Below are 23,394 nucleotides of genomic sequence, written 5' to 3'. Positions count from 1 at the left end.
CAGATCGAAAGTTAAAGGTGAAAGGAGATCTTGTGATGCTTCAGGTCAAACAAGCCAGTAAGATTTACGAAGGAAAAATTGCGTACCGCGCGTTAACGGATATTAACCTAACGATTGATAAAGGTGAATTCGTCGGCATTATGGGGCCGTCGGGAAGCGGAAAAACGACCCTATTAAATATGATTGCAACGATCGATGAACCGACGACGGGCGAAATATTGATCAACGGCCAAAATCCGCATGTTCTCAAAAAAGAAAAATTGGCTAAATTTCGCCGCAGAGAGCTAGGATTTGTGTTTCAGGACTTTAATCTCCTGCCAACATTAACCGTTGAAGAAAACATCGTACTGCCTTTGACGCTTGACGGCGAAAAGGTCAGGGAAATGAAGCGGAAGGCAAACGATTTAGCCGAAAAGCTGGGGATTACCCAGATCATGAAAAAGCGCACATATGAAATATCAGGCGGCCAGGCCCAGCGCGCCGCGGTAGCGAGAGCGATGATTCATTCGCCGAAGCTTCTGCTTGCCGATGAGCCGACGGGCAACCTTGATTCAAAGTCATCCAAAGATGTGATGGAAATGCTTGAATCGATCAACCGCAACGAAAAAGCGACCATGATGCTTGTCACGCATGACGCTCAGGCGGCAAGCTATTGCAACCGGGTCGTCTTTATTAAGGACGGAAAGCTGTATTCGGAGATCAACCGCGGCGATAACCGCCAAGCGTTTTTCCAAAAGATTCTCGATACACTGTCCTTGTTGGGAGGGGATGCAAATGACCTTTCGTCAGTTCGCGTTTAACAACGTCATTCGCAACAAAAGGCTGTATGCCGCTTATTTTCTCAGCAGCATGTTTACAGTGATGGTTTTTTTCGCATTCGCGATCTTTGCTTTCCACCCGGTGATGACAAGTGATTCTTTGACCTCCGGCATCGGGCAGCATGCATCCTTTGGCCTGTTGGTCGCCGGCGGCATTATTTTTGTCTTCTCTTTTTTCTTTGTGCTGTACTCGATGAGTTCATTTCTTCAATCGAGAAAAAAGGAATTCGGCGTTTTAATGATTCAAGGGATGTCGATGCGCCAAATTCGCATGATGGTATTTCTTGAAAATATGCTGATTGGCTTTTTTGCGACAATCGGCGGAATTGTGCTCGGACTTGTCTTCGCCAAATTGATACTGCTCACAGCGGAAAATGTGCTGATTATTGATAACAAGCTCGATTTTTACTTCCCGTTGATGGCGATGATTGTGACGTTTATTTCTTTTAACGGCCTGTTCTTATTTATCTCTTTTCTTGTGTCGTTTGTGCTCAGGAGCGAGAAGCTGATTGTTCTGCTAAAAGGGAACAAAATCTCCAAAGGGGAGCCGAAAGCATCTGCCTTGCTTACACTGATTGCAGCTGTGCTGCTTGCCGGAGGCTATTACACCGCTTTGGTTGTCAAAGGAATAGGCGTTCTTGCGGCGATGGTGCCGGTGACGATTGTTGTCATTATCGGCACATATCTGCTGTTTACGCAACTGAGTGTTTATGTGATCCGCAGGCTCAAAAAACGGGAAAGCCTGTTTTGGCGGAAAACGAATATGATTTTGTTTTCTGATCTGTCTTACCGGATGAAAGACAATGCGCGGACGTTTTTTATGGTGGCCATTATCTCTACTGTCGCGTTCAGTGCGATTGGGACGCTGTACGGTTTCCAAACTCTGCTGACAAATGGAATTAAAGATATGAACCCGCATACGTTCTCATATAAACCGCCGAAAACAAACAAAGACACCGAACAAGACGTGGCTTTCATCAACGACACGCTAAAAGAACGAAATATCAAAACAGACAAAGCATCAGCTGTCCTTCAATATTTCGATGTCGATGGCAATGACATGCTGATTGTGAAAGAATCTGACTATAACAAGTTTGCCGATCTGGTCGGGGCCGACCACGTCAAGCTTGAAGAAGGGAAAGCCGCAGCTGCCGAGTATGATGTCAAGGTTGGCCTAGAGGGAGAAGACGACCAGCCGCTCCCTTCATCAATCCCTCTTGCAACCGGACACAAGCTGCAGGCTGACAAAACGGTCCGTTCAAAAGCGTTATCTGAAAACAGCTATTATATTGTGACAGACAAAGATTTCGCACAGTTGAAAAAACCGAAAAGCGAAAACCGGTTCTATGCCTGGCAGGCAAAAGAAGCTGACGGCATGGCTTTAGTGAAAGCCGGGGAGGCTTTGCAAAAGAAACTGGATTACATGTATTTCGGGGCTGTAGATTATGAGATATATGATTTAAGCAAAGGATATGGCCCGATACTATTTATCGGACTGTTTATCGGAATCGTCTTCTTCGTTTCAGCAGGAAGCTTCCTCTACTTCCGCTTGTACACCGATTTGGACGATGATAAGCAGAAATTCAAATCGATTGCCAAAATGGGCTTAACAGACCGGGAACTGCATAAAGTGCTGAACAGGCAGATCGGCATTCTGTTCTTCGCGCCCATCGCTGTTGCTCTTGTCCATGGAGCTGTGGCGCTGACCGCTTTATCGCATGCCTTTCAGTACAATCTGTTCAAGGAATCCGCAATGGTGCTCGGCGTGTTCTTCGCCATCCAGGTCATATATTATTTCATCGTCCGCTTCTACTATACAAAACAGATAAAAGCGGCGATTTAAAAAAGATTAGACTGCGTCTAATCTTTTTTTATACTTGCAGCCGGCAAATTTGGGATAAACATACCTATGTATTTTGCCTCTTTCCTCATTTGGATGATTATGTTAATTTGATATTATTTCAAATTTGAAAGAGGAGTGATCGATTTGCAAGTAAAAGAAATATTTGTTATTCGCTGTATCTCCTGTTTAAGCGTTGTTTTGCTTCATGCGATATCGATGGTGCTCATTGTGCGGGCGGACATGCTGGGAGATGCGGTTTTTCGGGTTGTTGAATCTTTCAGAACGCTCCTGATGTTCAGTACGCCGGCGTTTATTTTTATTTCCGAATTTTTGCTCGCGCATGCTTACCCTGGCGGCGTTCCGGACGGGTTTTTAAAAAAGCGGTTTAAAACAATTTTCATCCCTTTTCTATTTATCGCTGTTTTGGATGCTTTTATGACCGCAGGTCTGATGATGCAGCAATTTCATGCATCGGTCATTATTAAAAAACTGTTGACGAATATATTCTTGGGGAATTTCATCGGTTACTTCATCCTCGTCATTTTTCAATTTTACTTGCTGCACATGTGCTTCCATTCATTTTTGCAAAAGGCGTCGCCTAAATGGGTGCTTTCGGTTTCTTTTGTGGTCACAGCGGCTTATTTGAGCTATTTCACGTTCATTCATCCTCCGGTTGTTCAGGAGGAGGCGCCGTTTCCTTTTTCGTGGGTGCCGTTTCCCGGCTGGCTCTTTTACTTTTGTTTGGCCTATTATTGCGGCAAGAATTACGAGAGCTTTTTGGCATTGCTGGAACGATACAGGCATACGGTGTATGCAGCGGCTGCTGTGACCGGATGTTTCATTGTAGCGGTTTCTTACTTCGGACAAGACATCGCGGTGACGTCAAAGCGTCCGGATATCCTGCTTTATTCGACAAGCATCATTTTCTTATGCTTTCACCTGTTTTCAAAACTGAAGTCGGTGCCGAAGCTGATCATGATGATCAGCAACTATTCTTTTTCTATTTATTTATTGCACGCTTTTATCCTGATTTTCGGATTGGTCATCTTGACCACCCTTGACAGCATCGGTACGGTTTCGGCTGTTTTGCTTTTGTTTTTCATATCTACAGGTGCTGCGGTTTTCATATCCTGGGCCGTCAATAAATTGAAGTACGGCTATATGTTTGTCGGAAAAATTTATGTGCCGAAAAAGAGGCGAATGGAGCAAAAAGTACGTCATCATGCGGGTTAACGTCATAGCTATTGATAGAGCGAAAAGCCAGAGCGGCGGATTGTGCCGCAAGGTTTTTTCGCTTTTTTATATTTGCACTTCACTTATCAAAGCGAGGGTATTTCCTTCGGTATCTTTAAAGAAGGCCATCCAGGTTTCCGTTTGCTCGATTTTCGCGGCCACATGCGGCTCTATTGGAAAAGAAACGCCTTTTGTTGCGATTTCATTATATACTGCTGGCAAATCTTCAACTTGAAAATAAATGATGGAGCTTGCATGAGCAAATTCGTCTTTTTCCGGGAGGCTGAGAAGAAGCCGCAGTCCGCCGCACTCAAAGAAAGCCACGCGATCTGTCCGAAATAAAAGGGACAGGCCCAGTACATCCTGATAAAATGCCGAAGCCCGCTCCAAGTCTTGAACTGGTACCCCGATTTGTCCAACCTTTTCAATTCCCATTATGATCTCCCCCCTTTTTTGTTATTATTTTCATTTTGCGCAATTGATTCCAAAATATCTATTTTTTGCTGCATTTTTTGTTTCACGTGAAACAGGAGTGATGAGCTGAAGCGGCGGCATGCGTGTTAAATCATTGTTTACATGGATGATTATTGTTAACATGACTTCTGTTGGTTTAAATGGAAAACAGTAGAAAGGAGGCGAACGAAATGAGTGAAAATAAAAAAGCTGGGCAGGAAAGAAAAATTGGATATGAAGGGTTTGTGCTTCTTCTTTCACTAATCTTTATTTCCATCTTTATCACGACAGTATACGAGATACCGAGCAATCTCTTGCTGATCATTCTTTTTTTCATTGGCAGTGGCTATTATTCTATTAGGCTCGTGAGCAAAGGTCTGTTGAGAAAAAAGAGGGGACTTGGCTTTAAAGCTGCGATTTTTGCCTTTGTTGTTTGGATGGGATTATCTTTTTTGTTTCATGACATTTCATATCCATTTACTTTAGAAGGGGCATTATTTCAAATATTGATGTTTTTTCTTTTCTACATTCCTTTCTTTTTTATCTTTCAATTTGCTTTTAAGCTTTCAAGCATAAAAGAAAGAAAACAATAAAAAAAAGCTGGAAATTCCAGCTTTTTTTACTTATTCTCCTTCTCACGCTTCACCAGCATCTCCGTAATCAAATCAACCTGTTTGCTGACAGAGATCGGATCGTACGGGTAGAACGTGTCAAAGTCGTTGATAAAGACACGGTTATTCTTGACGGCGTCAAGGTTTTTCCAAATGGAAGACTGCTTCAGCTTGTTCAGTGTTTTGCTGTCGCCGTTCGGGTTATAGTCTGTCACGAACATGTAGTCGGCTGCATATTCAGGTACGACTTCCAAGGAAAGTTCTTTGATTTCACCTTTTTTGAAGATGTCTTTTTGAATCTTTTCAGGCGCTTTTAAGCCGAGCGCATTGTACACGGCTTGGCCTCCGCGGCCGCCGTTGTCATTGAACACCCAGAATTGGCCTTTTTCCGTGTTTTCATAAATACCGAAAGTAGCATTTTTGTCGACGACTTGAGCAATTTTTTTCCTCGCTGCTTTCGATTTCTGTTCGAAATCGGCAAGGAATTGTTCAGCTTCTTCTTTAGCGCCTGCAATGTCGCCGAACATCTTAACGGTTTCCTGAACATTTTTCGCCGTGTTATAAGGAATCACAACGGTCGGTGCGATTTTGGACAGTTTGTCGTAATTTTCGTCGTTCATCACGACAATTAAATCAGGCTTCAGTTTCATGACTTTTTCCACATTAATCGGGTCGCCTAAATCCGTTACATCTTTCATGCGGTCCTTTAAAAATGGATTGGAGAAAGACCACGAGCCGGAGCCGACGACATTGGCGCCGACCGTGAACAGCTCTCCGGCATAAAAGTCTGTCACGATGCGCTTTGGATGTGTTGGAATGTCCACGTTTCCACGCGTTGATTGATATGTTCTTGTCGTTTCTTCAGCCGCTTTTTCTTTGTTACCGTTTGACGAATTGCCGCTTCCGCAGGCGCTGACCACTATACACAACAGCATAACTAAACCGATTATCAATAAGTTCTTTTTCACTTGACCCTCCTGTTGATATAAAGCATATGAAATTCTCTAAGTGATAATGATTCGCATTATCAATGTAAATATAGCAGATCAATCCCTCTTTCGTCTATCACTTTTTTGCTAAGTATGATTAGTGCTGTTTTGGTTAATTTGTTACTATAAACAGAAAAAGGATTGATAAGAGATGGCAGAAACGAACCCGGTGATCAAAAAACTGCAGTTCAAGGATAATGGACAGCCTGTACTGATCGTGAATCCGCCTGAGGCATACACTGGCATCATGGCTGAATTTCAAGGCCATGTTCATCATCAGGCCGAAGCTGACCAATATGATTTTGTTCAGGTATTCGCAGCGACGAATGCAAAGTTGCAGGATTTAGCCAAGGAGGCTGAACGTCATCTGGCGGAAGACGGCTTGTTTTGGCTTTGCTACCCGAAAAAATCATCGAAAGTTTACAAAGGATCGGACTGCAGCCGCGAGACCGTAGCCGGGCTGCTTGCGGACCAAGGCTATGAACCGGTTCGGCAAATTGCAATAGATGAAGACTGGTCTGCGCTCAGATTTCGCAAGGCGGAAAACATTAAAACGATGAAGCGCAAATTTGCCGTAACAGAAAAAGGTAAACAGCGTACAGATCAAGAATGATCATAATATGCCTCTTTTCAGGGGGCAGAATATTCAGCTTGTAAACGAAAGTACACAAAAAAGAAATAAAATTATGTTCAATGGTTCACAAACTTTTTGTATAATGAATCTAATCTTTTAAAATACCATAGAAAAGAGGTATGCAGCATGGAGAAATGGGCATTTGTATCAGACTTTGATGGGACGATTTCCAAACAGGATTTTTACTGGATGGTCATTGATAAATATTTTCCGGAAGGCCGTGAATTGTTCAAGAAGTGGAAGTCCGGAGAATTAAAAGATATCGAATTTTTGGGAACCGTTTTTGCTTCGATTAATCAAAGCGAACAAAAAATTATTGATGACATCCATTCCATACCGATTGATGAATATGTGCCAGACTTCATTCAGCATGTCCAGAAAAACGGCGGCGACTTCTACATATTAAGCGCCGGCACGGATTATTACATTCATTATATTTTAAAGAAATACGGAATTACAGACGTTGAGGTCTATTCAAATAAAGGCTTTTTTAAAGAAGATAATGTTCATATGGAAATTGATGAGAATCATTGGCATTACTCTGAGCGCTATGGGATTGATAAATCAAAGGTCATTCAAAAGCTGAAAGAAAAGTATGAGACGATTTATTTTGCAGGCGACAGTGAACCGGATTCGCACCCGGCTAAATTTGCGGATGTTACGTTTGCAAAAGATGCGCTTCAGGATTTGCTGCGTCAGCAGGAGGTGCCATTTGTAGCCGTTGAAACATTTGAAGATATTGAACAATATCTTAAAGAAAAAGGGCGGATCGTCTAATGCCGCGCCAGGTTACCAGCATAGCCATCCCCGCGGTTTTGGACATTAGTGAAGGCGTGCTTGGCCGTTTGGATGAGATATTGAGAAAACATCAGTTTGACAAGGCGATCATGTTTTTTGACGATTTTTCCTATCAGCAGTATGAGCATTCATTAAAAACCGCCTTTCAACATGTCAAAGTTGAAGCTGTTCTGCTGCCGTCCAATCTGGACATACAGGAACTTTTGAAGCAGGCATTTTCAATTGGGAATTACGATGTCATCATCGCCATGGGCGGCGGGTATGTTGTCGATTGCGGAAAATACATCGCCTTTTCCAAGCGGGCCCCGTTTATCAGCATTCCGACGTCGGCATCCAATGACGGGTTTGCGAGCAGCAATTGCTCGCTTCAGGTCGAAGGGAAAAAAACAACCGTGCCGGCAAGGGTTCCCTACGGAATCATAGCTGATTTGAGTATCATTCAAAAAGCGCCGGATTATTTTATTTTGGCGGGGATCGGCGATTTGATGTCCAATATTACGGCTCTTTATGATTGGGAGTTTGAAGAGCGGCACGGGGTCAGCGATGTAAACGCGTTTGCGTCGATGCTCAGCAAGAAAGCGGTCAACAGTTTTGTCCGTACGCCGATGCAGGATATTAAACAGCCAATCTTTTTAAAAGAGCTTGTCAGTTCTTTGACAATGGGCGGCATCGCCACGGAAATCAGCGGAAACAGCGCGCCGATTAGCGGTTCTGAGCATCTGATTTCCCATGCCTTGGACAAAATTGCGGAAAAACCGCAGATGCACGGCATTCAAGTCGGGGTAGCCACCTACATCATGGCCCATGTACAGGATCACCGGGCTGAGCGGATTGAAAAGGTATTTACGAGAACGGGCTTTTTCCAATATGTCAAAACGCTGAATCTGAACAAAGATGAGTTTCGCGAGGCGGTCAATTTGTCGTACACAGTCAAGCCCAACCGCTATACGTACTTGCATGAAGCCGGCTATCGTGAAAAAGCGCTTCGCATCCTTGATGAAGATCCGATTCTGCAGGAAATATTTTAAGCAGGCCAGCGGCCCGAAAAACGCCTTATTTGCTGTAAGGCGTTTTTTCCGTGGGCACCAGATGAAAATGACGGGGAAAAGCTGTGATACAATAAAGAAGGTATGGGTCATAAGTACGATGTTAGGGCTCGATTCTGATCAGGGAGAGTGTAAAATGTACAAACTAATCGCGATAGATATGGATGGAACATTGTTGAATGATCTTCATGAAGTAACAGAGGAAGTACAAAATGCCCTGCATGCTGCAAAAAAGCAAGGCGTCAAAATCGTTCTCTGTACGGGCCGTCCTCTCGGCGGTGTAAGCCGTTACTTGGAAGAACTGAATCTAAATGAAGACGGCGATTATGTCATCGCCTATAATGGAGCGCTCGTTCAAAATACGCATACTCAGGAAGTCGTGTCAGAGCTGACACTGGGCTATGATGATGTGAAATCGTTATATGAGCTCAGCCAAAAGCTTGATACTCCGATGCACTTTTTTGATTCTGCTTATTTGTATACGCCAAACCGGGAAATCAGCCCGTATACCGTTTACGAATCATACGTCACCAAAGTGCCGCTCCGGTTCCGGACGATTGAAGAAATCCCGAAAGACCTTCTGGCGCCAAAGGCGATGTATATCGATGAGCCGGAAAAGCTCGACCGGACGATCGCCGCAATACCGGAAGACATCAAGGAACGTTATACAATGGTGAAAAGTTCGCCGTTCTTTTATGAAATTCTTCACCCTGCGGCAAGTAAAGGAAATGCCGTTCAGCAGCTTGCCGACATATTAGGCATCGCGCAAGAAGAAGTAATTTGTATTGGAGACAACGGAAATGACATGTCCATGATCGAATGGGCGGGATGCGGAGTTGCCATGGGGAATGCGATCCCTGAGGTAAAAGCTTCGGCCGATTATGAAACGCTTACGAATAATGAAAACGGCGTTGCCCACGCCATTCATGAGCTTGTATTGTCCAAATAAAAAAGCCGGCCTTTCTAAGGGCCGGCTTTTACTTATTTAACGAGCCATGCTTCAATCTGCCAAATATGAGTTACCCAGTCTTCATAAAAAGACGGTTCATGGGAAACGAGCAAAATCGTTCCCTTATAGTCGCAGAGCGCTTGCTTTAACGCACGCTTTGCCAATGCGTCAAGGTGGTTTGTCGGCTCATCAAGAACAAGCAGATTGCTGTTTGAAAGCATCAGCTCCGCCAGCCGGACCTTTGCCTGTTCACCGCCGCTCAGCGTAGAAAGGGGCTGGCTGATATGCTTTGGTGTCAAACCGGATATCGCGAGTGTCTGCCTGATGTCTTTTTCCGATAGATCAGGAAAGGACGCCCGCAATTTTTCAAGCGATGTATCATGAGAAGCCGGACTTTCCTGCCTGAAATAGGCCGCCTGTAAATGCTGTCCCGCTGTGACGGTGCCGCTTAGAGGCTTGAGATCACCGAGCAGCGTTTTAATGAGTGTCGATTTTCCGGCGCCGTTTTCTCCGATAATGGCGATTTTATCGCCCCGTTTTACGGTCAGAGAAAGAGGCTTAAATAATGAAACTGTGTAGCCGGCTTCAAGATTTTCCGTTTTGAGTACAGTCATCGCCGGATTTCGCCCTGTTTTAAATGCAAAGCTTGGGACATAAGAATCTGTCGGTTTTTCGATTCGTTTGATTTTGCTTAATGCTTTCTCCCTGCTTTTGGCCTGCTTCGCCTTTCGAACCCTGTTCCGGTCGATAAACGCCTCTAACTTTTTGATTTCCCTGTTCTGTTTGGCGTATGCGGCTTCAGCTTGTGCCTTGTTTTGCGCATATTCCTTCAGAAAATATTGATAGTTGCCAGGGTACCGTTTGATCGTTTGATGCTCCAGATGGAATGTAACCGTCGTGATTTCATTTAAGAAGCCTTCGTCATGAGAGATGACGAGAAATGCGTGCTCATAGTTTTTCAAGTAGCCAGTCAGCCACTCAATGTGTGTGGCATCCAAATAGTTGGTTGGCTCATCCAACAGCAGCACATCAGGTTCTTCAAGCAGCAGCTTGGCCAGCAGCAGCTTTGTACGCTGCCCCCCGCTTAAAGCCGTGACATCCTGGTCAAGCCCGATTTCCGCCAAGCCGAGGCCTTGGGCGGCATCCTCAATTTTCGTCCCGATTTGGTAAAAACCCGAAGCTTCCAGTTCGGCTTGGAGCTCTCCGTATCTTTTCAGGACGGCCTCCAGATTGTCTCCGGCATCGGCCATTTTTTCGGCAAGCCCATTCATTTGCCTTTCGATTTCAAACAGCCGGCCATACGCTTTCTCCATGTACTGAAGGATGGTGGTGCCTTCCGTCAGCTTGGCATGCTGTTCAAGAAAGCCGGTCCGAATGTTTGGCTGCCATTCAATGTTTCCTTGATCGGGCAGAAGGCTTCCCGTCAAGATGCGCAGCAATGTCGACTTTCCGGCTCCGTTTGCACCGACGAGACCGGCATGTTCGCCTTTCAGCAGGCGGAACCCGGCATCTTGAAAGATCATCCGGTCTCCATATATATGGGTCAGATTCGTGACATGAACAATACTCATGGTGATTCTCTCCTTCAGGCTTATTTTTGAAAAAACAAGCCATCTAAAGAGAACAGCGTGAAACCTCGCTATCCTGTCCGACAAAAAAACGGGTAAGGCAAACTACACCTTACCCGCTACATATTTAAAATACAGCAAGAAAGGATGTCAAATCGTATCAAACTGTTCCCGAGATGGCTTGTCTAAAAAAGGGCAGACTTCTCCCGTCTTTAAGCCAATTCTCTTTTAAGAACAGTTGATAAGATTTTCATTCCTTTCCACCTCATTTTGGTCAAATTTACCTTCACAACACATTATATGAAGCGGAGTGCCGGTTGTCAAACCGCTGCCATATGAATTGACATCGTGCAGGCAGTGTGTTATTTAATTTGTGAACAGAATCGAACGATATATGTATATCATATGAGCAAAAGAGGAGAGGGACAGATGGCTAAAAAAGAATTCAAAGCAGAATCCAAGAGATTGCTGGACATCATGATCAACTCGATTTATTCCCAAAAGGAAGTCTTTTTAAGGGAGCTGATATCCAATGCGAGCGATGCCATCGATAAAATCTACTATAAAGCGCTGACAGATGATTCACTTACGTTCAACAAAGACGACTACTACATAAAAATCTCCGCAGATAAAGAAAACAGAACGCTGACCATTGCGGACACTGGGATCGGCATGACGAAAGAGGAGCTTGAAGAACATCTTGGTACAATTGCTAAGAGCGGCTCACTTGCGTTTAAACAAGAAAACGAATTAAAAGACGGGCACGATATTATCGGCCAGTTCGGCGTCGGTTTCTACGCCGCATTTATGGTTGCTGAGACCGTCACCGTCATGACAAAAGCCCATGGCAGCGATGAAGCGTATCAATGGGAATCAGCCGGGGCCGACGGCTATACGATCGAACCGGCTGCGAAAGAATCAGCCGGAACCGATGTCATATTGAAGCTGAAAGAGAACACAGATGATGAAAACTATGATGAATACTTGGATGTCCATCGCTTAAAAGCGATCATCAAAACATACTCTGATTTCATCCGCTATCCGATCAAGATGGATGTCACGGTCAACAAGCCGAAAGAAGGCGCCGAAAACGAATTTGAAGAAGTCAAGGAAGAACAGACGGTCAACAGCATGGTGCCGATTTGGCGAAAAAACAAAAGCGAACTGAAAGATGAAGATTATGAGGCGTTTTATAAGGAAAAGCATTACGGTTTTGACAAGCCTCTCGCACACGTCCATACAAGCGTAGACGGTGCGGTGAGATACCATGCGATTTTATTCATTCCTGAAAACATTCCGTTCAACTACTACACGAAGGAATTCGAGAAGGGTCTGGAACTGTATTCGAACGGTGTGCTGATCATGGAAAAGTGTCCGAACCTGCTGCCTGACCACTTCAGCTTTGTCAAAGGAATGGTCGATTCAGAAGATTTATCGCTCAACATTTCGAGGGAGATGCTCCAGCATGACAGGCAGCTGAAGCTGATTGCCAAAAACATCAGCAAAAAAATCAAGAATGAACTGAAAAGCTTGTTGAAAAATGACAGAGAAAAATACGAGTCTTTTTATCAATCGTTTGGCAGACAGCTTAAATTCGGGGTATACAATGATTTTGGAGCCCATAAAGATCTGTTGAAAGACCTGCTGCTTTTCTATTCATCAAAAGAGAAAAAGCTGGTCACCCTTGATGAATATGTATCCAGAATGCCAGAGGATCAAAAATACATTTATTATGCATCAGGCGAATCGTATGACCGAATTGAAAAGCTTCCTCAAACAGAGCTGGTTTCGGAAAAAGGGTATGAAATCCTTTATTTCACCGAGGATATCGATGAGTTCGCCATCAAAATGCTGGCGAATTATCAAGAAAAAGAATTCAAGTCAGTATCCAGCGGTGACCTCGGAATCGAAAATGATGATGAGCAAAACCAATCAGACGAGGACGACAGCCAATACAAAGACTTGTTTGAAGAGATGAAAAAGACTCTTGATGGAAAAGTGAAAAGCGTAAGGGCGTCAAAACGGCTGAAAACTCACTCTGTATGCCTTGCCGCTGACGGAGAAGTCACCATCGAGATGGAGAAAATCTTAAACGCAATGCCTGACAACCAGCATGTAAAGGCTGATAAAGCATTGGAAATCAACACAAACCACGAAGTCTTCAAAACATTGCAGGATGCTTTTGAAAACGACAAAGATAAATTCAAGCTGTACACCGGCCTCCTGTACAACCAGGCGCTGCTGATAGAAGGCTTGCCAATCGAAGACCCCGTTGAATTTACGAACGATATATGCAAAGTGATGGCATAAAAATAAAAAAGATACATCTCAGCTTCGTGCGAGATGTATCTTTTTTTGATGTTAATGCTTCACAACTTCCTGTCCCCGCACATTCCATGTCATCGCAAAGATGAGTGCTGCGATTGCACATGAAGCGGTTAAGAGTGTAAAGCCCGCATTCCAGCCGGATGCATCGACGATAACACCCATCAGCGCATTCGCCGTCAAGGTTCCGCCCAGGTAACCGAACAGACCCGTCAATCCAGCAGCCGTACCGGCCGCTTTTTTCGGAACAAAGTCAAGCGCCTGAAGACCGATCAGCATGACGGGACCGTAAATGAGGAACCCGATCGCGATCAATGACGCCATGTCAATCATTGGATTGCCGGCTGGATTGAACCAGTACACAAGCACTGCGATCAAAACACCTACCATAAAGACAAAGCCTGCCGGTCCGCGGCGTCCTTTAAACCATTTGTCAGAGATCCAGCCGCAAAGCAATGTCCCCGGAATTCCCGCCCATTCATACAGAAAATAAGCGACGCTTGATTTGCTCATGTCAAAGCCTTTTTCTTCGCTTAAATAGGTTGGAGCCCAATCCAGAACACCGTAGCGGACGAAGTACACAAAAATGTTGGCAAGCGCGATCGCCCACACCCATTTATTGTTTAATACATATTTGAAAAGGATTTCTTTCGTTGATAATTCCGTTTCAAATGTTTTCTTCGATTTGCTTGAATAATCGTTGCGGTATTCCTCGATTGGAGGCAGTCCGACAGACTGCGGCGTATCCCGGATCAGCCAGTAAGAAATGACGGCAACGGCGATCGCGACTAAGGCGGGTAAAATAAATACACCTTCATAGCCTGTAGCAGATCCCGTAATGCCTGAGAAGATGGCGACACCGGCAACAGCAATCGGCGCCATCAGTCCTCCGCCGACATTGTGGGCGACATTCCATATGGCGGTTTTATTTCCCCTTTCGCTGACGCTGAACCAGTGGACAAGGACACGCCCTGACGGCGGCCATCCCATGCCCTGGAACCAGCCGTTTAAGAACAGCATGATAAACATAATGGCAATCGATGAGGTGAAGAAAGGAACAAATCCCATCAATAAGCTGATGACAGCGGAAAGGATCAAACCGGCGGGCAGGAACATCCTCGGATTGCTCCGGTCTGATATGGTGGCCATCACGAACTTGCTCAGCCCGTAAGAGATGGATAGAGCGGATAAGGCAAAGCCGAGCGCCGACTTTGAAAATCCCTCTTCGATCAAATAAGGCATGGCAAGCGAGAAATTTTTGCGAATTAAATAGTATGCCGCATAACCGATGAAGATGCCGAGAAAAACTTGCAGTCTGAATTTCTTATATTCCGAATCAATTTGATCTTCCGGCAGCCGCTCAATCGGCGGTGCTGGCTTAAACAGTTTTAACATGGTATACCCCTTCTTTATTCATTTACTTCTTTTCACGCAAAACATCGAGCAGCCGGTCCGGAAAGTTGGTGAACATTCCGGTCGCTCCCCAATCGAGCAGCCGCTTCATGTCTTCTTTTTCATTCACGGTATAAGGATGGACCAGCATGCCGGTGCTTCGAATTTTTTGCACGTATGCCCGGTCAATGCGGTCAAAGTTCATGCCGAGTCCGACGCTGTAAGATTGATATTGTTTTAATTCGGCGTCAGTAATGGCAGCAGGTTTGTCGTACCATAATAATTGCACAAGCGGAATGTTTGGATTAGCGTTATGAATGATTTTTAAGCTTTCAGGACTAAAAGATTGAATGATGACTTTGCTTGAATGAATGTTTGCCCCGGTCAGTTTGTATTGCTCCAGAATGTCCAGGAGCTTTTCTTCCATATGATCATAGTCTTCCGGTGATTTTGTTTCGATATAGTAGCGCGCGCTTCTCCCGAATGTTTGGATGATTTCTTCCAGGGTAGGCACTTTCAGCCCAACGTACTCCGGTTTTGCCCGCTCAGGATATGCTTCGTTAAACCAGGAGCCTGCATCAAGCTGTTTGATTTCTTTCAGCGTATAGTCTTTGACAAAACCCGTACCATTGGTCGTGCGATCCAATGTCTCATCGTGCATGGCGACTAAATGGCCGTCTTTTGTCATTTGAAGATCGATTTCTATGTAATCGCCTTTCATTTTTTGCCCAAGCTTATAAGCCAAAAGCGTGTGTTCGGGAGCATGACCCGATGCGCCGCGGTGCGCGACATTTAATAGCTTGTTCGGGTTGAGCTGCGGCTGGGAATGGCTTGCCGCCTCCGCATGCCCGCTGAGTCCAAAACCGGCGGCAGCGATTGCAGCCGTTATAAGGAAGATGCTGCGGACAAGTTTTTTCATCAAATGATTTCCCCTTTCAAGTCGTTATGCTGAATGTTGGTGCCGGTTCATTCCATTCCGGTTTTTTTCGCCTCCTTATGTGACGAATAAAAAGAGAGATCCACAAAAAACCCCTGGCACAAAAGGGTCTTATTGTGAATCTCCCATTCTCCATCACTTGTATTAACTTCTTTCCTATCATATCAAAAATGGAAGCGCTGTCAATACGATTTTGAAAATAAAGAAACCTATCTTTTAAGATAGGTTTCCTGATCATTTAGCGGGCAAACAGCCGATCGATGAAATCAATGTCCTCTTGAGACAGATTGATTTCTGCCGTTTTGAGGTTGTCGATCAGCTGATCAGCGCGTTTGGCGCCCGGGATTAACACGTCGATTTCAGGTCGTGCCAAGTACCAGGCCAAGACGATATGGGCGATGTCAACATTGTGTTTTTCCGCAATCGGCGCAAGCTGGTTCACTTTTCCAATGTTTTCTTTGAAGCGTTCGCCTTGGAAGTTTTCCATTTCTCTTCTCAGGTCGCCTTCCGGGAACGTTGTATCTTCGCTGTATTTTCCGGCGAGCAATCCGGAGACGAGCGGAAAGTAAGGAACAAATGAGATGTTATGCTCCTGTGTATACGGGAAGAATGTCGTCTCAGCTTCCCTGTTCAGCAGGTTGTATTCGCCTTGGAGCACATCCACCAATCCGTCTTTGTTCGCTTCTTTCAGCTGCTCAAGTGAAAAGTTGGATACCCCGATCGCTCTGATTTTGCCTTCCTGCTTCAGTTCATGGAGCGCTTGAACCGCTTCGTCTTTCGGCGTGTTCTCATCAGGGAAATGGATATAGAAAAGGTCGATGTAGTCAGTTTGCAGACGCTTCAGGCTTTCTTCAACAGACTTTTTCAAAAATGCAGGGGAGTTGTCATAGACAAAATCGTCGCCTTCTTTTTTATGGGCGGCTTTTGTCGCAATCACGACATCCTCGCGGTTGAATTCTTTGAGGACTTCGCCGATTAATTCTTCGGAACGGCCGATGCCGTATATGTAGGCGGTATCTAAAAATGTGACGCCGTTTCTGATTGCTTCCCGCACCAATTCTTTTCCCGTTTCTTCATTGAGATTCGGATAAAGGTTATGACCTCCGACGGCATTGGTTCCCAAACCAATCGGAAATACGTGCAAGTCTGATTTGCCAACTTTAACTTTTTTCATTTGGATTCCCCTCCTGAAATGATGTGTTGATAAATAAACTTGGCCGGCCGCTTGGAAACAGCCGGTCAAGGGAGTCCACTTAACTATACATGTTTTGCCAAATGGATTTCAATGTTGCGTTCTTTACAGTACTCGTGATATTCCTCATCCAGCGCCTGAGATGTGACGATCGCGTGCAATCTGTCAAACGGCGCGTACGTCAGCAAGGTCGACTTCCCGAATTTGGAATGGTCGGCCAGCAAGTATACTTGTTTTGCTTTTTCGGATATTTTCTTTTTAATTTCGTATTCAAGCAGATCGGAGTTTGTCAGTCCATGGGTAAGTGTTGCTCCTGTTGCCGACATGAAAGCTTTATTAATATTATATTTATCCAATGTTCCCGGATCATCCATGCCGACGAAGGACTGCGTTTTCCGTTTGTAGTTGCTGCCGATGATGATCAAATTTATATTTTGCATCGCTGCAGCAGCGTTGATAATGTCGAGGCTGTTCGTTAAAACGGTTACATTTTTATTTGGATCAAGAGTTTCCAAAATAGATTGGGTCGTTGTGCCGGAATCGATAAAGATCAGATCATGGTCTTCAATAAAGCGTGAAGCGTAGTGCGCGATTTTCATCTTGGCATCTTTGTTTTGAATGGTTCTGTTTTCAAATGGGATTAAGGCCGTTTTTTCGATCGCCGTTACGCCGCCGTAGACTTTTTTTATAACTCCTTTCTCGGTCAGCTTGTTAATGTCGCGTCTGACCGTGTTTTTGGAAACATTAAAAACCTGGCAAAGCTCATCAAGCGAAACGGTGCCATTGGTCAAAATATATTCTTCCATTTCTTTGATCCGCATTAACTTCATACCAAGTATCTCCTTCTAGTATATTTGGATATATATATGATAAACCCAAAAGTTAACCAATAATTGCTTAAAAAATGATAACATTGGTGATTATTTTTTGCAAGATTTGTCCTGTTTCTTTTTATTATACAATGTTTTTCTAAATCGTTTTAAGGTTTTCTGCAAATCTTACAAAAGAAAAATTTAATGATTTTGATTGACTTATGGGTAAGACCGGATTAGAATATAACCAAGAAGTGACCAAAACGTGATAAAGTTGAGAAATTTCTGAGTGTAAACGTTTTATTGCGTCGCGGTTCTTTTGATAAAATCAGAGTTCTATTCATTAATTTCTTTTGTAAGCGTTTAATTCCTGTTTTTTGCGAAAATCCGTTATGCACTGAAGAGCTGTTCGGCATTCATACATAATGGTTGGAACCTGCCCCATCTGTACCAGGAGATGTTTAATATTCAAGGAGGTTATAAGAATGGCAGAAATCAGAAAGTTAAGAAACTATATTAATGGAGAATGGGTTGAAAGCAAAACCGACAAATATGAAGATGTAATCAATCCTGCGACGAAAGAAGTGCTGTGTCAGGTGCCGATCTCGACGCGCGAGGATATCGAATACGCAGCGCAAACAGCGGCTGAAGCGTTTAAAACATGGTCAAAAGTAGCCGTTCCACGCCGGGCAAGAATTCTATTTAACTTTCAGCAACTTTTAACTCAGCATAAAGAGGAGCTCGCCCACCTCATCACGATTGAAAACGGAAAAAACACGAAAGAGGCGTTGGGCGAAGTTGGACGCGGCATCGAGAATGTCGAGTATGCAGCTGGAGCGCCTTCCCTGATGATGGGAGATTCACTCGCTACAATTGCAACCGATGTTGAAGCAGCGAACTACCGTTATCCGATCGGAGTTGTCGGCGGAATTGCACCATTTAACTTCCCGATGATGGTACCGTGCTGGATGTTCCCAATGGCCATTGCGCTAGGAAACACATTTATTCTGAAGCCTTCCGAGCGGACGCCGCTCTTGACGGAAAAGCTTGTTGAACTGTTTGAAAAAGCCGGACTTCCTAAAGGGGTCTTCAATGTGGTATACGGTGCGCATGATGTAGTAAACGGCATTCTCGAACACCCGGAAATTAAAGCGATTTCATTCGTCGGTTCAAAACCGGTCGGAGAATATGTCTATAAAAAAGGAAGCGAAAACCTGAAACGCGTTCAATCGCTGACAGGTGCTAAAAACCATACCATCGTTCTGAACGATGCCAATCTTGAAGATACGGTAACAAATATTATCGGCGCTGCTTTCGGATCTGCCGGCGAACGCTGCATGGCATGTGCAGTAGTAACGGTTGAAGAAGGAATCGCAGATGAGTTCATGGAGAAATTGGTTCAGAAAGCATCTGAAGTCAAGATCGGAAACGGACTTGACGACGGTGTATTCCTCGGACCTGTCATTCGCGAAGACAACAAGAAACGCACACTCGGCTATATACAAAAAGGAGTTGAAGAGGGTGCGGAACTTGTCTGCGACGGACGCGAAAATGTGACAGATGAAGGCTATTTCGTCGGCCCGACAATCTTTGACAATGTCACAACTGATATGACGATCTGGAAAGACGAAATTTTTGCTCCTGTATTGTCAGTCATCCGTGTGAAGAACTTGAAAGAAGCTGTTGACATCGCCAACCAATCCGAATTTGCAAACGGCGCATGTTTGTTCACATCGAATTCGAATGCGATCCGCTATTTCCGTGAAAACATTGATGCGGGAATGCTCGGCATCAACCTGGGTGTACCGGCTCCGATGGCATTCTTCCCGTTCTCCGGATGGAAGTCTTCGTTCTTTGGTACATTGCATGCCAACGGAAAAGACAGCGTCGATTTCTATACGCGCAAAAAGGTCGTCACTGCAAGATATCCGGCGCCTGACTTCAATTAATTGTGAAAAAACCGAGCGGCGCGGTTCCCGCGCTGTTCGGATCATGTTTCAAGTTTGAAAAGGAGGCTTTATTCATGAGTCATTTGTTGCGCAAGCCGCAGGCGAATGAGCTGTCACAAGGCGTGAAGCTTGTACACGAAGTGAAAAAATCGAATTCGGATCTAAGTTATGTCGAGTTTAAAGTCCTTGATCTTGCACCGGGATCAAGCTATGAAGAATCGCTGAGCAAACAAGAATGCTGCATCGTCGCGCTTACCGGAAAGATTACCGTAACCGATCATGAACAGACATTTGAAAATATCGGCACAAGAGAAAGCGTTTTCGAAAGAAAGCCGACCGACAGCGTATATGTGTCAAATGACCGCAAGTTCGGCATTACCGCGGTCACAGAGGCAAGAGTTGCCCTGTGCTATTCCCCTTCTGAAAACCAGCTGCCGACGAAGCTGATCAAAGCTGAAGACAACGGTATTGAGAACCGGGGGAAATTCAGCAATAAACGAACCGTTCATAACATACTTCCGGATTCAGATCCTTCAGCGAACAGTCTTTTAGTTGTCGAAGTCTACACTGAAAGCGGAAACTGGTCCAGCTATCCTCCGCACAAGCATGATCAAGACAACTTGCCTGAAGAGTCCTTTTTAGAAGAAACGTACTACCATGAACTTGACCCGCAGCAAGGCTTTGTATTTCAGCGCGTCTACACGGATGACCGTTCCATCGACGAGACGATGACTGTTGAAAATGGAAACGTTGTCATCGTGCCGGCCGGATACCATCCTGTCGGGGTGCCTGACGGATACACATCCTATTATTTAAACGTGATGGCAGGGCCGACGCGTAAATGGAAGTTTCATAACGACCCTGACCATGAATGGATTTTGGAACGCTAACAATAAGGCAAGGAGAGGCTGTTGAAGATGAAGTATACGTTTAATGAAGAGAAAGAATTTGACATTGTAGCGATCGGCCGCGCATGCATCGATTTAAACGCAGTCGAATACAACAGACCGATGGAGCAGACGATGACATTTTCAAAATATGTCGGCGGCTCCCCGGCTAATATTGCAATCGGCAGTTCCAAATTAGGCTTGAAGACCGGCTTTATCGGCAAGATTCCGGATGACCAGCACGGCAGATTCATCGAAACCTATATGAGAAATACTGGTGTCGATACGTCACAAATGGCGGTCGATAAAGACGGACATAAAGCGGGGCTTGCTTTCACAGAGATTTTAAGCCCTGAAGAATGCAGCATTTTAATGTACAGGGATGATGTTGCAGATCTTTACCTTGCCCCTTCTGAAGTGAACGAAGACTATATTGCAAAATCGAAGATGCTTCTTGTGTCAGGTACGGCGCTGGCTAAAAGCCCTTCCCGCGAAGCTGTGCTGAAAGCCGTGCAGCTGGCGAAAAAGCATCAAGTGAAAGTGGTCTTTGAGCTTGACTATCGTCCATATACGTGGGCATCTGCAGAGGAAACGGCCGTTTACTATACGCTCGTTGCCGAACAATCAGACATTGTCATTGGGACGCGTGATGAGTTTGATGTAATGGAAAATAAGAACGGCGGCAGCAATGAAGAATCTGTTCAGCATTTGTTTGCCCATTCCGCAGATCTTGTCGTTATCAAGCACGGTGTCGAAGGTTCATATGCATACAGCAAATCCGGGGACGTCTTCCGGGCGAAAGCATACAAAACGAAGGTCTTGAAAACGTTTGGAGCGGGCGATTCATACGCTTCCGCCTTCCTCTACGGACTCGTTACAGGCAAAGATATTGAAACCGCGCTGAAATACGGAAGCGCTTCCGCATCAATTGTTGTTTCCAAACACAGCTCATCTGAAGCAATGCCGACAGTCGCCGAGATTGAAGAGCTTATCGCGGCTCAGTCTTAAATGAAGAATATGAATAAAGGTGGGATCGTTTGTGGGCAAGAAAATACGTTTAACTACAGCACAAGCGTTAATTAAATTCTTAAATCAACAGTACATCCATGTAGATGGTGAAGAAACACCGTTTGTCGAGGGAATCTTTACGATTTTCGGCCATGGGAACGTCGTTGGAATCGGCCAAGCGCTTGAACAGGATGCGGGTCATTTAAAGGTGTTTCAAGGCAAGAATGAGCAGGGAATGGCGCATGCAGCAATGGCTTACAGCAAGCAGATGCTGAGAAGGAAGATCTATGCCGTGTCGACATCAGTCGGACCGGGAGCAGCTAACCTTGTGGCCGCCGCAGGTACGGCGCTTGCGAACAACATTCCAGTTCTCTTGATTCCAGCCGATACATTTGCCACGAGACAGCCTGATCCTGTTCTTCAGCAAGTAGAACAGGAATACAGTGCGGCGATTACGACGAACGATGCATTGAAGCCTGTTTCGAGGTATTGGGACCGCATTACGCGCCCTGAACAGTTGATGAGCAGTCTGATTCGTGCTTTTGAAGTGATGACAGATCCTGCAAAAGCGGGTCCTGCAACGATTTGCATTTCTCAAGATGTTGAAGGCGAAGCCTATGATTTCGATGAAAGCTTTTTTGAGAAACGCGTTCATTATATTGACCGCAAAGAGCCGAGCGAGCGTGAACTAAAGGGAGCGGCAGAACTGATCAAGTCGAGCAAAAAACCGCTCATCTTGGTCGGTGGCGGAGCGAAATATTCCGGAGCGCGCGACGAACTGATCGCAATGTCTGAAGCGTACAATATTCCGCTGGTGGAAACTCAGGCCGGGAAATCTACAGTGGAAGCTGATTTTGCCAACAACTTGGGCGGAATGGGAATCACCGGTACGCTGGCGGCAAACAAAGCGGCTCGCGGGGCTGACCTGATCATTGGAATCGGCACGCGCTATACCGATTTCGCGACATCATCAAAAACCGCTTTTGACTTTGACAACTCAAAGTTTTTAAACATCAATGTCAACAGAATGCAGGCATATAAACTGGATGCTTTCCAAGTCGTTGCCGATGCAAAAGTAACGCTCGGCAAGCTGCACGGTTTATTGGAAGGCTATAAGAGCGAATTCGGTTCAACCATCAAGGAGCTGAAAGACGAATGGCTTGCTGAACGCGATCGCTTAAGCAAGATAACATTTAAGCGCGAAAACTTCACACCTGAAATTAAAGATCATTTTTCTCAAGAAATACTCAACGAATACGCGGATGTGCTGCAAACCGAACTGCCGCAAACAACGGCATTGCTCGCCATCAATGAAACAGTTGATCCGGACAGCGTCGTCATTTGTTCAGCAGGCTCTTTGCCGGGAGATCTGCAGCGGCTGTGGCATTCAAACGAACCGAATACGTACCACCTGGAATACGGCTACTCCTGCATGGGATATGAAGTATCGGGAACGCTCGGCTTGAAATTGGCTCATCCTGATAGAGAAGTTTATTCACTGGTCGGAGACGGAAGCTTCCTGATGCTCCACTCAGAGCTCATTACAGCAATCCAATATAATAAAAAAATCAACGTACTGCTCTTTGACAACTCAGGATTCGGCTGTATCAACAACCTGCAAATGGACCACGGAAGCGGCAGCTACTACTGTGAATTCCGAACAGCAGACAATCAGATTCTCAACGTCGACTACGCAAAAGTGGCCGAAGGCTATGGAGCGAAAACCTACAAAGCGAACACGATTGAAGAATTAAAAGCAGCGCTGGAAGATGCCAAAAAACAAGATGTCTCAACATTGATCGAAATGAAGGTGTTGCCGAAGACGATGACGGACGGCTATGACAGCTGGTGGCACGTAGGTGTTGCAGAAGTTTCCGAACAGGAAAGCGTGCAAAAGGCGTATGAAGCAAAAGAAAAAATGCTGGAATCTGCAAAGCAGTATTAAAGGAG

General features: G+C 45.0%; 20 protein-coding genes. 13 read left to right on the top strand and 7 right to left on the bottom strand.

Translation table 11 applies throughout. The features are described from left to right. Positions 1-35 precede the first annotated feature (35 nt). The 3 genes from MKX80_RS21805 (at position 36) to MKX80_RS21795 (ending at position 3,894) form a co-directional block, all read left to right on the top strand. The gene (locus MKX80_RS21805; RefSeq protein WP_154999272.1) at positions 36-800 is read left to right on the top strand and encodes an ABC transporter ATP-binding protein; all 765 of its coding nucleotides are present in this window, start codon (positions 36-38) and stop codon (positions 798-800) included. After that, the gene (locus tag MKX80_RS21800) at positions 775-2,661 is read left to right on the top strand and encodes an ABC transporter permease (protein WP_268342966.1); all 1,887 of its coding nucleotides are present in this window, start codon (positions 775-777) and stop codon (positions 2,659-2,661) included. Before MKX80_RS21805 ends, MKX80_RS21800 begins: the two co-directional genes overlap by 26 nt. A gap of 144 nt (positions 2,662-2,805) precedes the next feature. Further along, positions 2,806-3,894 carry an acyltransferase family protein gene (locus tag MKX80_RS21795; protein WP_154999274.1) on the top strand — a complete coding sequence of 363 codons (1,089 nt, stop codon included), beginning with the start codon at positions 2,806-2,808 and terminating at the stop codon, positions 3,892-3,894. A gap of 66 nt (positions 3,895-3,960) precedes the next feature. Here MKX80_RS21795 and MKX80_RS21790 read toward each other — a convergent pair whose 3' ends face one another. Further along, positions 3,961-4,329, bottom strand: a complete 369-nt coding sequence (locus MKX80_RS21790) for a VOC family protein (protein WP_154999275.1) — start codon at positions 4,327-4,329, stop codon at positions 3,961-3,963. A 209-nt stretch (positions 4,330-4,538) separates the two neighbouring features. On the opposite strand from MKX80_RS21790, the gene MKX80_RS21785 reads away from it, so the two are divergent. After that, a complete protein-coding gene (locus MKX80_RS21785) occupies positions 4,539-4,940 on the top strand; it encodes a DUF6773 family protein (protein WP_234112473.1) in 402 nt (133 codons plus the stop codon). A gap of 26 nt (positions 4,941-4,966) precedes the next feature. Here MKX80_RS21785 and MKX80_RS21780 read toward each other — a convergent pair whose 3' ends face one another. Next, entirely contained in the window at positions 4,967-5,926 is a 960-nt protein-coding gene (locus MKX80_RS21780) for an iron-hydroxamate ABC transporter substrate-binding protein (RefSeq protein WP_154999277.1), read from the bottom strand. A gap of 172 nt (positions 5,927-6,098) precedes the next feature. Here MKX80_RS21780 and MKX80_RS21775 point away from each other — a divergent pair, with 172 nt between their 5' ends. The 4 genes from MKX80_RS21775 to yidA all read left to right on the top strand — a co-directional run bounded on the left by MKX80_RS21775 (position 6,099) and on the right by yidA (position 9,374). Beyond that, a complete protein-coding gene (locus tag MKX80_RS21775; RefSeq protein WP_154999278.1) occupies positions 6,099-6,560 on the top strand; it encodes a DUF3052 domain-containing protein in 462 nt (153 codons plus the stop codon). Positions 6,561-6,707: 147 nt separating this feature from the next. Next, positions 6,708-7,358 carry an MtnX-like HAD-IB family phosphatase gene (locus tag MKX80_RS21770; protein WP_154999279.1) on the top strand — a complete coding sequence of 217 codons (651 nt, stop codon included), beginning with the start codon at positions 6,708-6,710 and terminating at the stop codon, positions 7,356-7,358. Further along, complete coding sequence (locus MKX80_RS21765) at positions 7,358-8,407, top strand: iron-containing alcohol dehydrogenase family protein (protein ID WP_234112471.1); 1,050 nt, start codon at positions 7,358-7,360, stop codon at positions 8,405-8,407. The genes MKX80_RS21770 and MKX80_RS21765 overlap by 1 nt, the downstream gene beginning before the upstream one ends. Positions 8,408-8,561: 154 nt before the next feature. Next, the gene (gene yidA / locus MKX80_RS21760) at positions 8,562-9,374 is read left to right on the top strand and encodes a sugar-phosphatase (RefSeq protein ID WP_154999281.1); all 813 of its coding nucleotides are present in this window, start codon (positions 8,562-8,564) and stop codon (positions 9,372-9,374) included. Positions 9,375-9,406: 32 nt separating this feature from the next. Here yidA and MKX80_RS21755 read toward each other — a convergent pair whose 3' ends face one another. Further along, complete coding sequence (locus MKX80_RS21755) at positions 9,407-10,945, bottom strand: ABC-F family ATP-binding cassette domain-containing protein (protein WP_268342965.1); 1,539 nt, start codon at positions 10,943-10,945, stop codon at positions 9,407-9,409. Positions 10,946-11,371: 426 nt separating this feature from the next. Between MKX80_RS21755 and htpG the strand changes: the two genes are divergently transcribed. After that, positions 11,372-13,252, top strand: a complete 1,881-nt coding sequence (htpG, locus tag MKX80_RS21750; protein ID WP_268310598.1) for a molecular chaperone HtpG — start codon at positions 11,372-11,374, stop codon at positions 13,250-13,252. Positions 13,253-13,303: 51 nt separating this feature from the next. Here htpG and glpT read toward each other — a convergent pair whose 3' ends face one another. The 4 genes from glpT to MKX80_RS21730 all read right to left on the bottom strand — a co-directional run bounded on the left by glpT (position 13,304) and on the right by MKX80_RS21730 (position 17,618). Next, entirely contained in the window at positions 13,304-14,662 is a 1,359-nt protein-coding gene (gene glpT / locus MKX80_RS21745) for a glycerol-3-phosphate transporter (protein ID WP_268343253.1), read from the bottom strand. 22 nt (positions 14,663-14,684) lie between these two features. Then, positions 14,685-15,578: a glycerophosphodiester phosphodiesterase gene (locus tag MKX80_RS21740; protein ID WP_268343254.1), complete on the bottom strand. Its 894-nt coding sequence runs from the start codon at positions 15,576-15,578 to the stop codon at positions 14,685-14,687. Positions 15,579-15,834: 256 nt separating this feature from the next. Then, positions 15,835-16,770, bottom strand: a complete 936-nt coding sequence (locus tag MKX80_RS21735) for an aldo/keto reductase (RefSeq protein ID WP_268293823.1) — start codon at positions 16,768-16,770, stop codon at positions 15,835-15,837. Between the two features lie 83 nt (positions 16,771-16,853). Continuing rightward, on the bottom strand, positions 16,854-17,618 hold the full coding sequence (locus MKX80_RS21730; protein WP_025810534.1) for a DeoR/GlpR family DNA-binding transcription regulator: 765 nt from the start codon (positions 17,616-17,618) through the stop codon (positions 16,854-16,856). Between the two features lie 467 nt (positions 17,619-18,085). Between MKX80_RS21730 and iolA the strand changes: the two genes are divergently transcribed. From iolA to iolD, 4 genes are all read left to right on the top strand, one after another. Continuing rightward, positions 18,086-19,549 (top strand): methylmalonate-semialdehyde dehydrogenase, encoded by a 1,464-nt coding sequence (gene iolA / locus MKX80_RS21725; RefSeq protein WP_268343255.1) that lies wholly within the window; start codon positions 18,086-18,088, stop codon positions 19,547-19,549. Positions 19,550-19,623: 74 nt separating this feature from the next. Next, positions 19,624-20,439, top strand: coding sequence for a 5-deoxy-glucuronate isomerase (iolB, locus tag MKX80_RS21720; RefSeq protein WP_020453546.1), 816 nt, complete (start codon positions 19,624-19,626; stop codon positions 20,437-20,439). 27 nt (positions 20,440-20,466) lie between these two features. After that, positions 20,467-21,444, top strand: coding sequence for a 5-dehydro-2-deoxygluconokinase (gene iolC / locus MKX80_RS21715; protein WP_154999288.1), 978 nt, complete (start codon positions 20,467-20,469; stop codon positions 21,442-21,444). Between the two features lie 31 nt (positions 21,445-21,475). Continuing rightward, complete coding sequence (iolD, locus tag MKX80_RS21710; RefSeq protein WP_268343256.1) at positions 21,476-23,389, top strand: 3D-(3,5/4)-trihydroxycyclohexane-1,2-dione acylhydrolase (decyclizing); 1,914 nt, start codon at positions 21,476-21,478, stop codon at positions 23,387-23,389. The last annotated feature ends 5 nt before the right edge of the window (positions 23,390-23,394 follow it).

Origin of the sequence: Bacillus sp. FSL K6-0972, from assembly GCF_037976035.1 — a bacterium.
Classification (GTDB): Bacteria; Bacillota; Bacilli; order Bacillales; family Bacillaceae; genus Bacillus; species Bacillus haynesii.
This window is presented reverse-complemented; position numbering and strand designations above follow the sequence as displayed.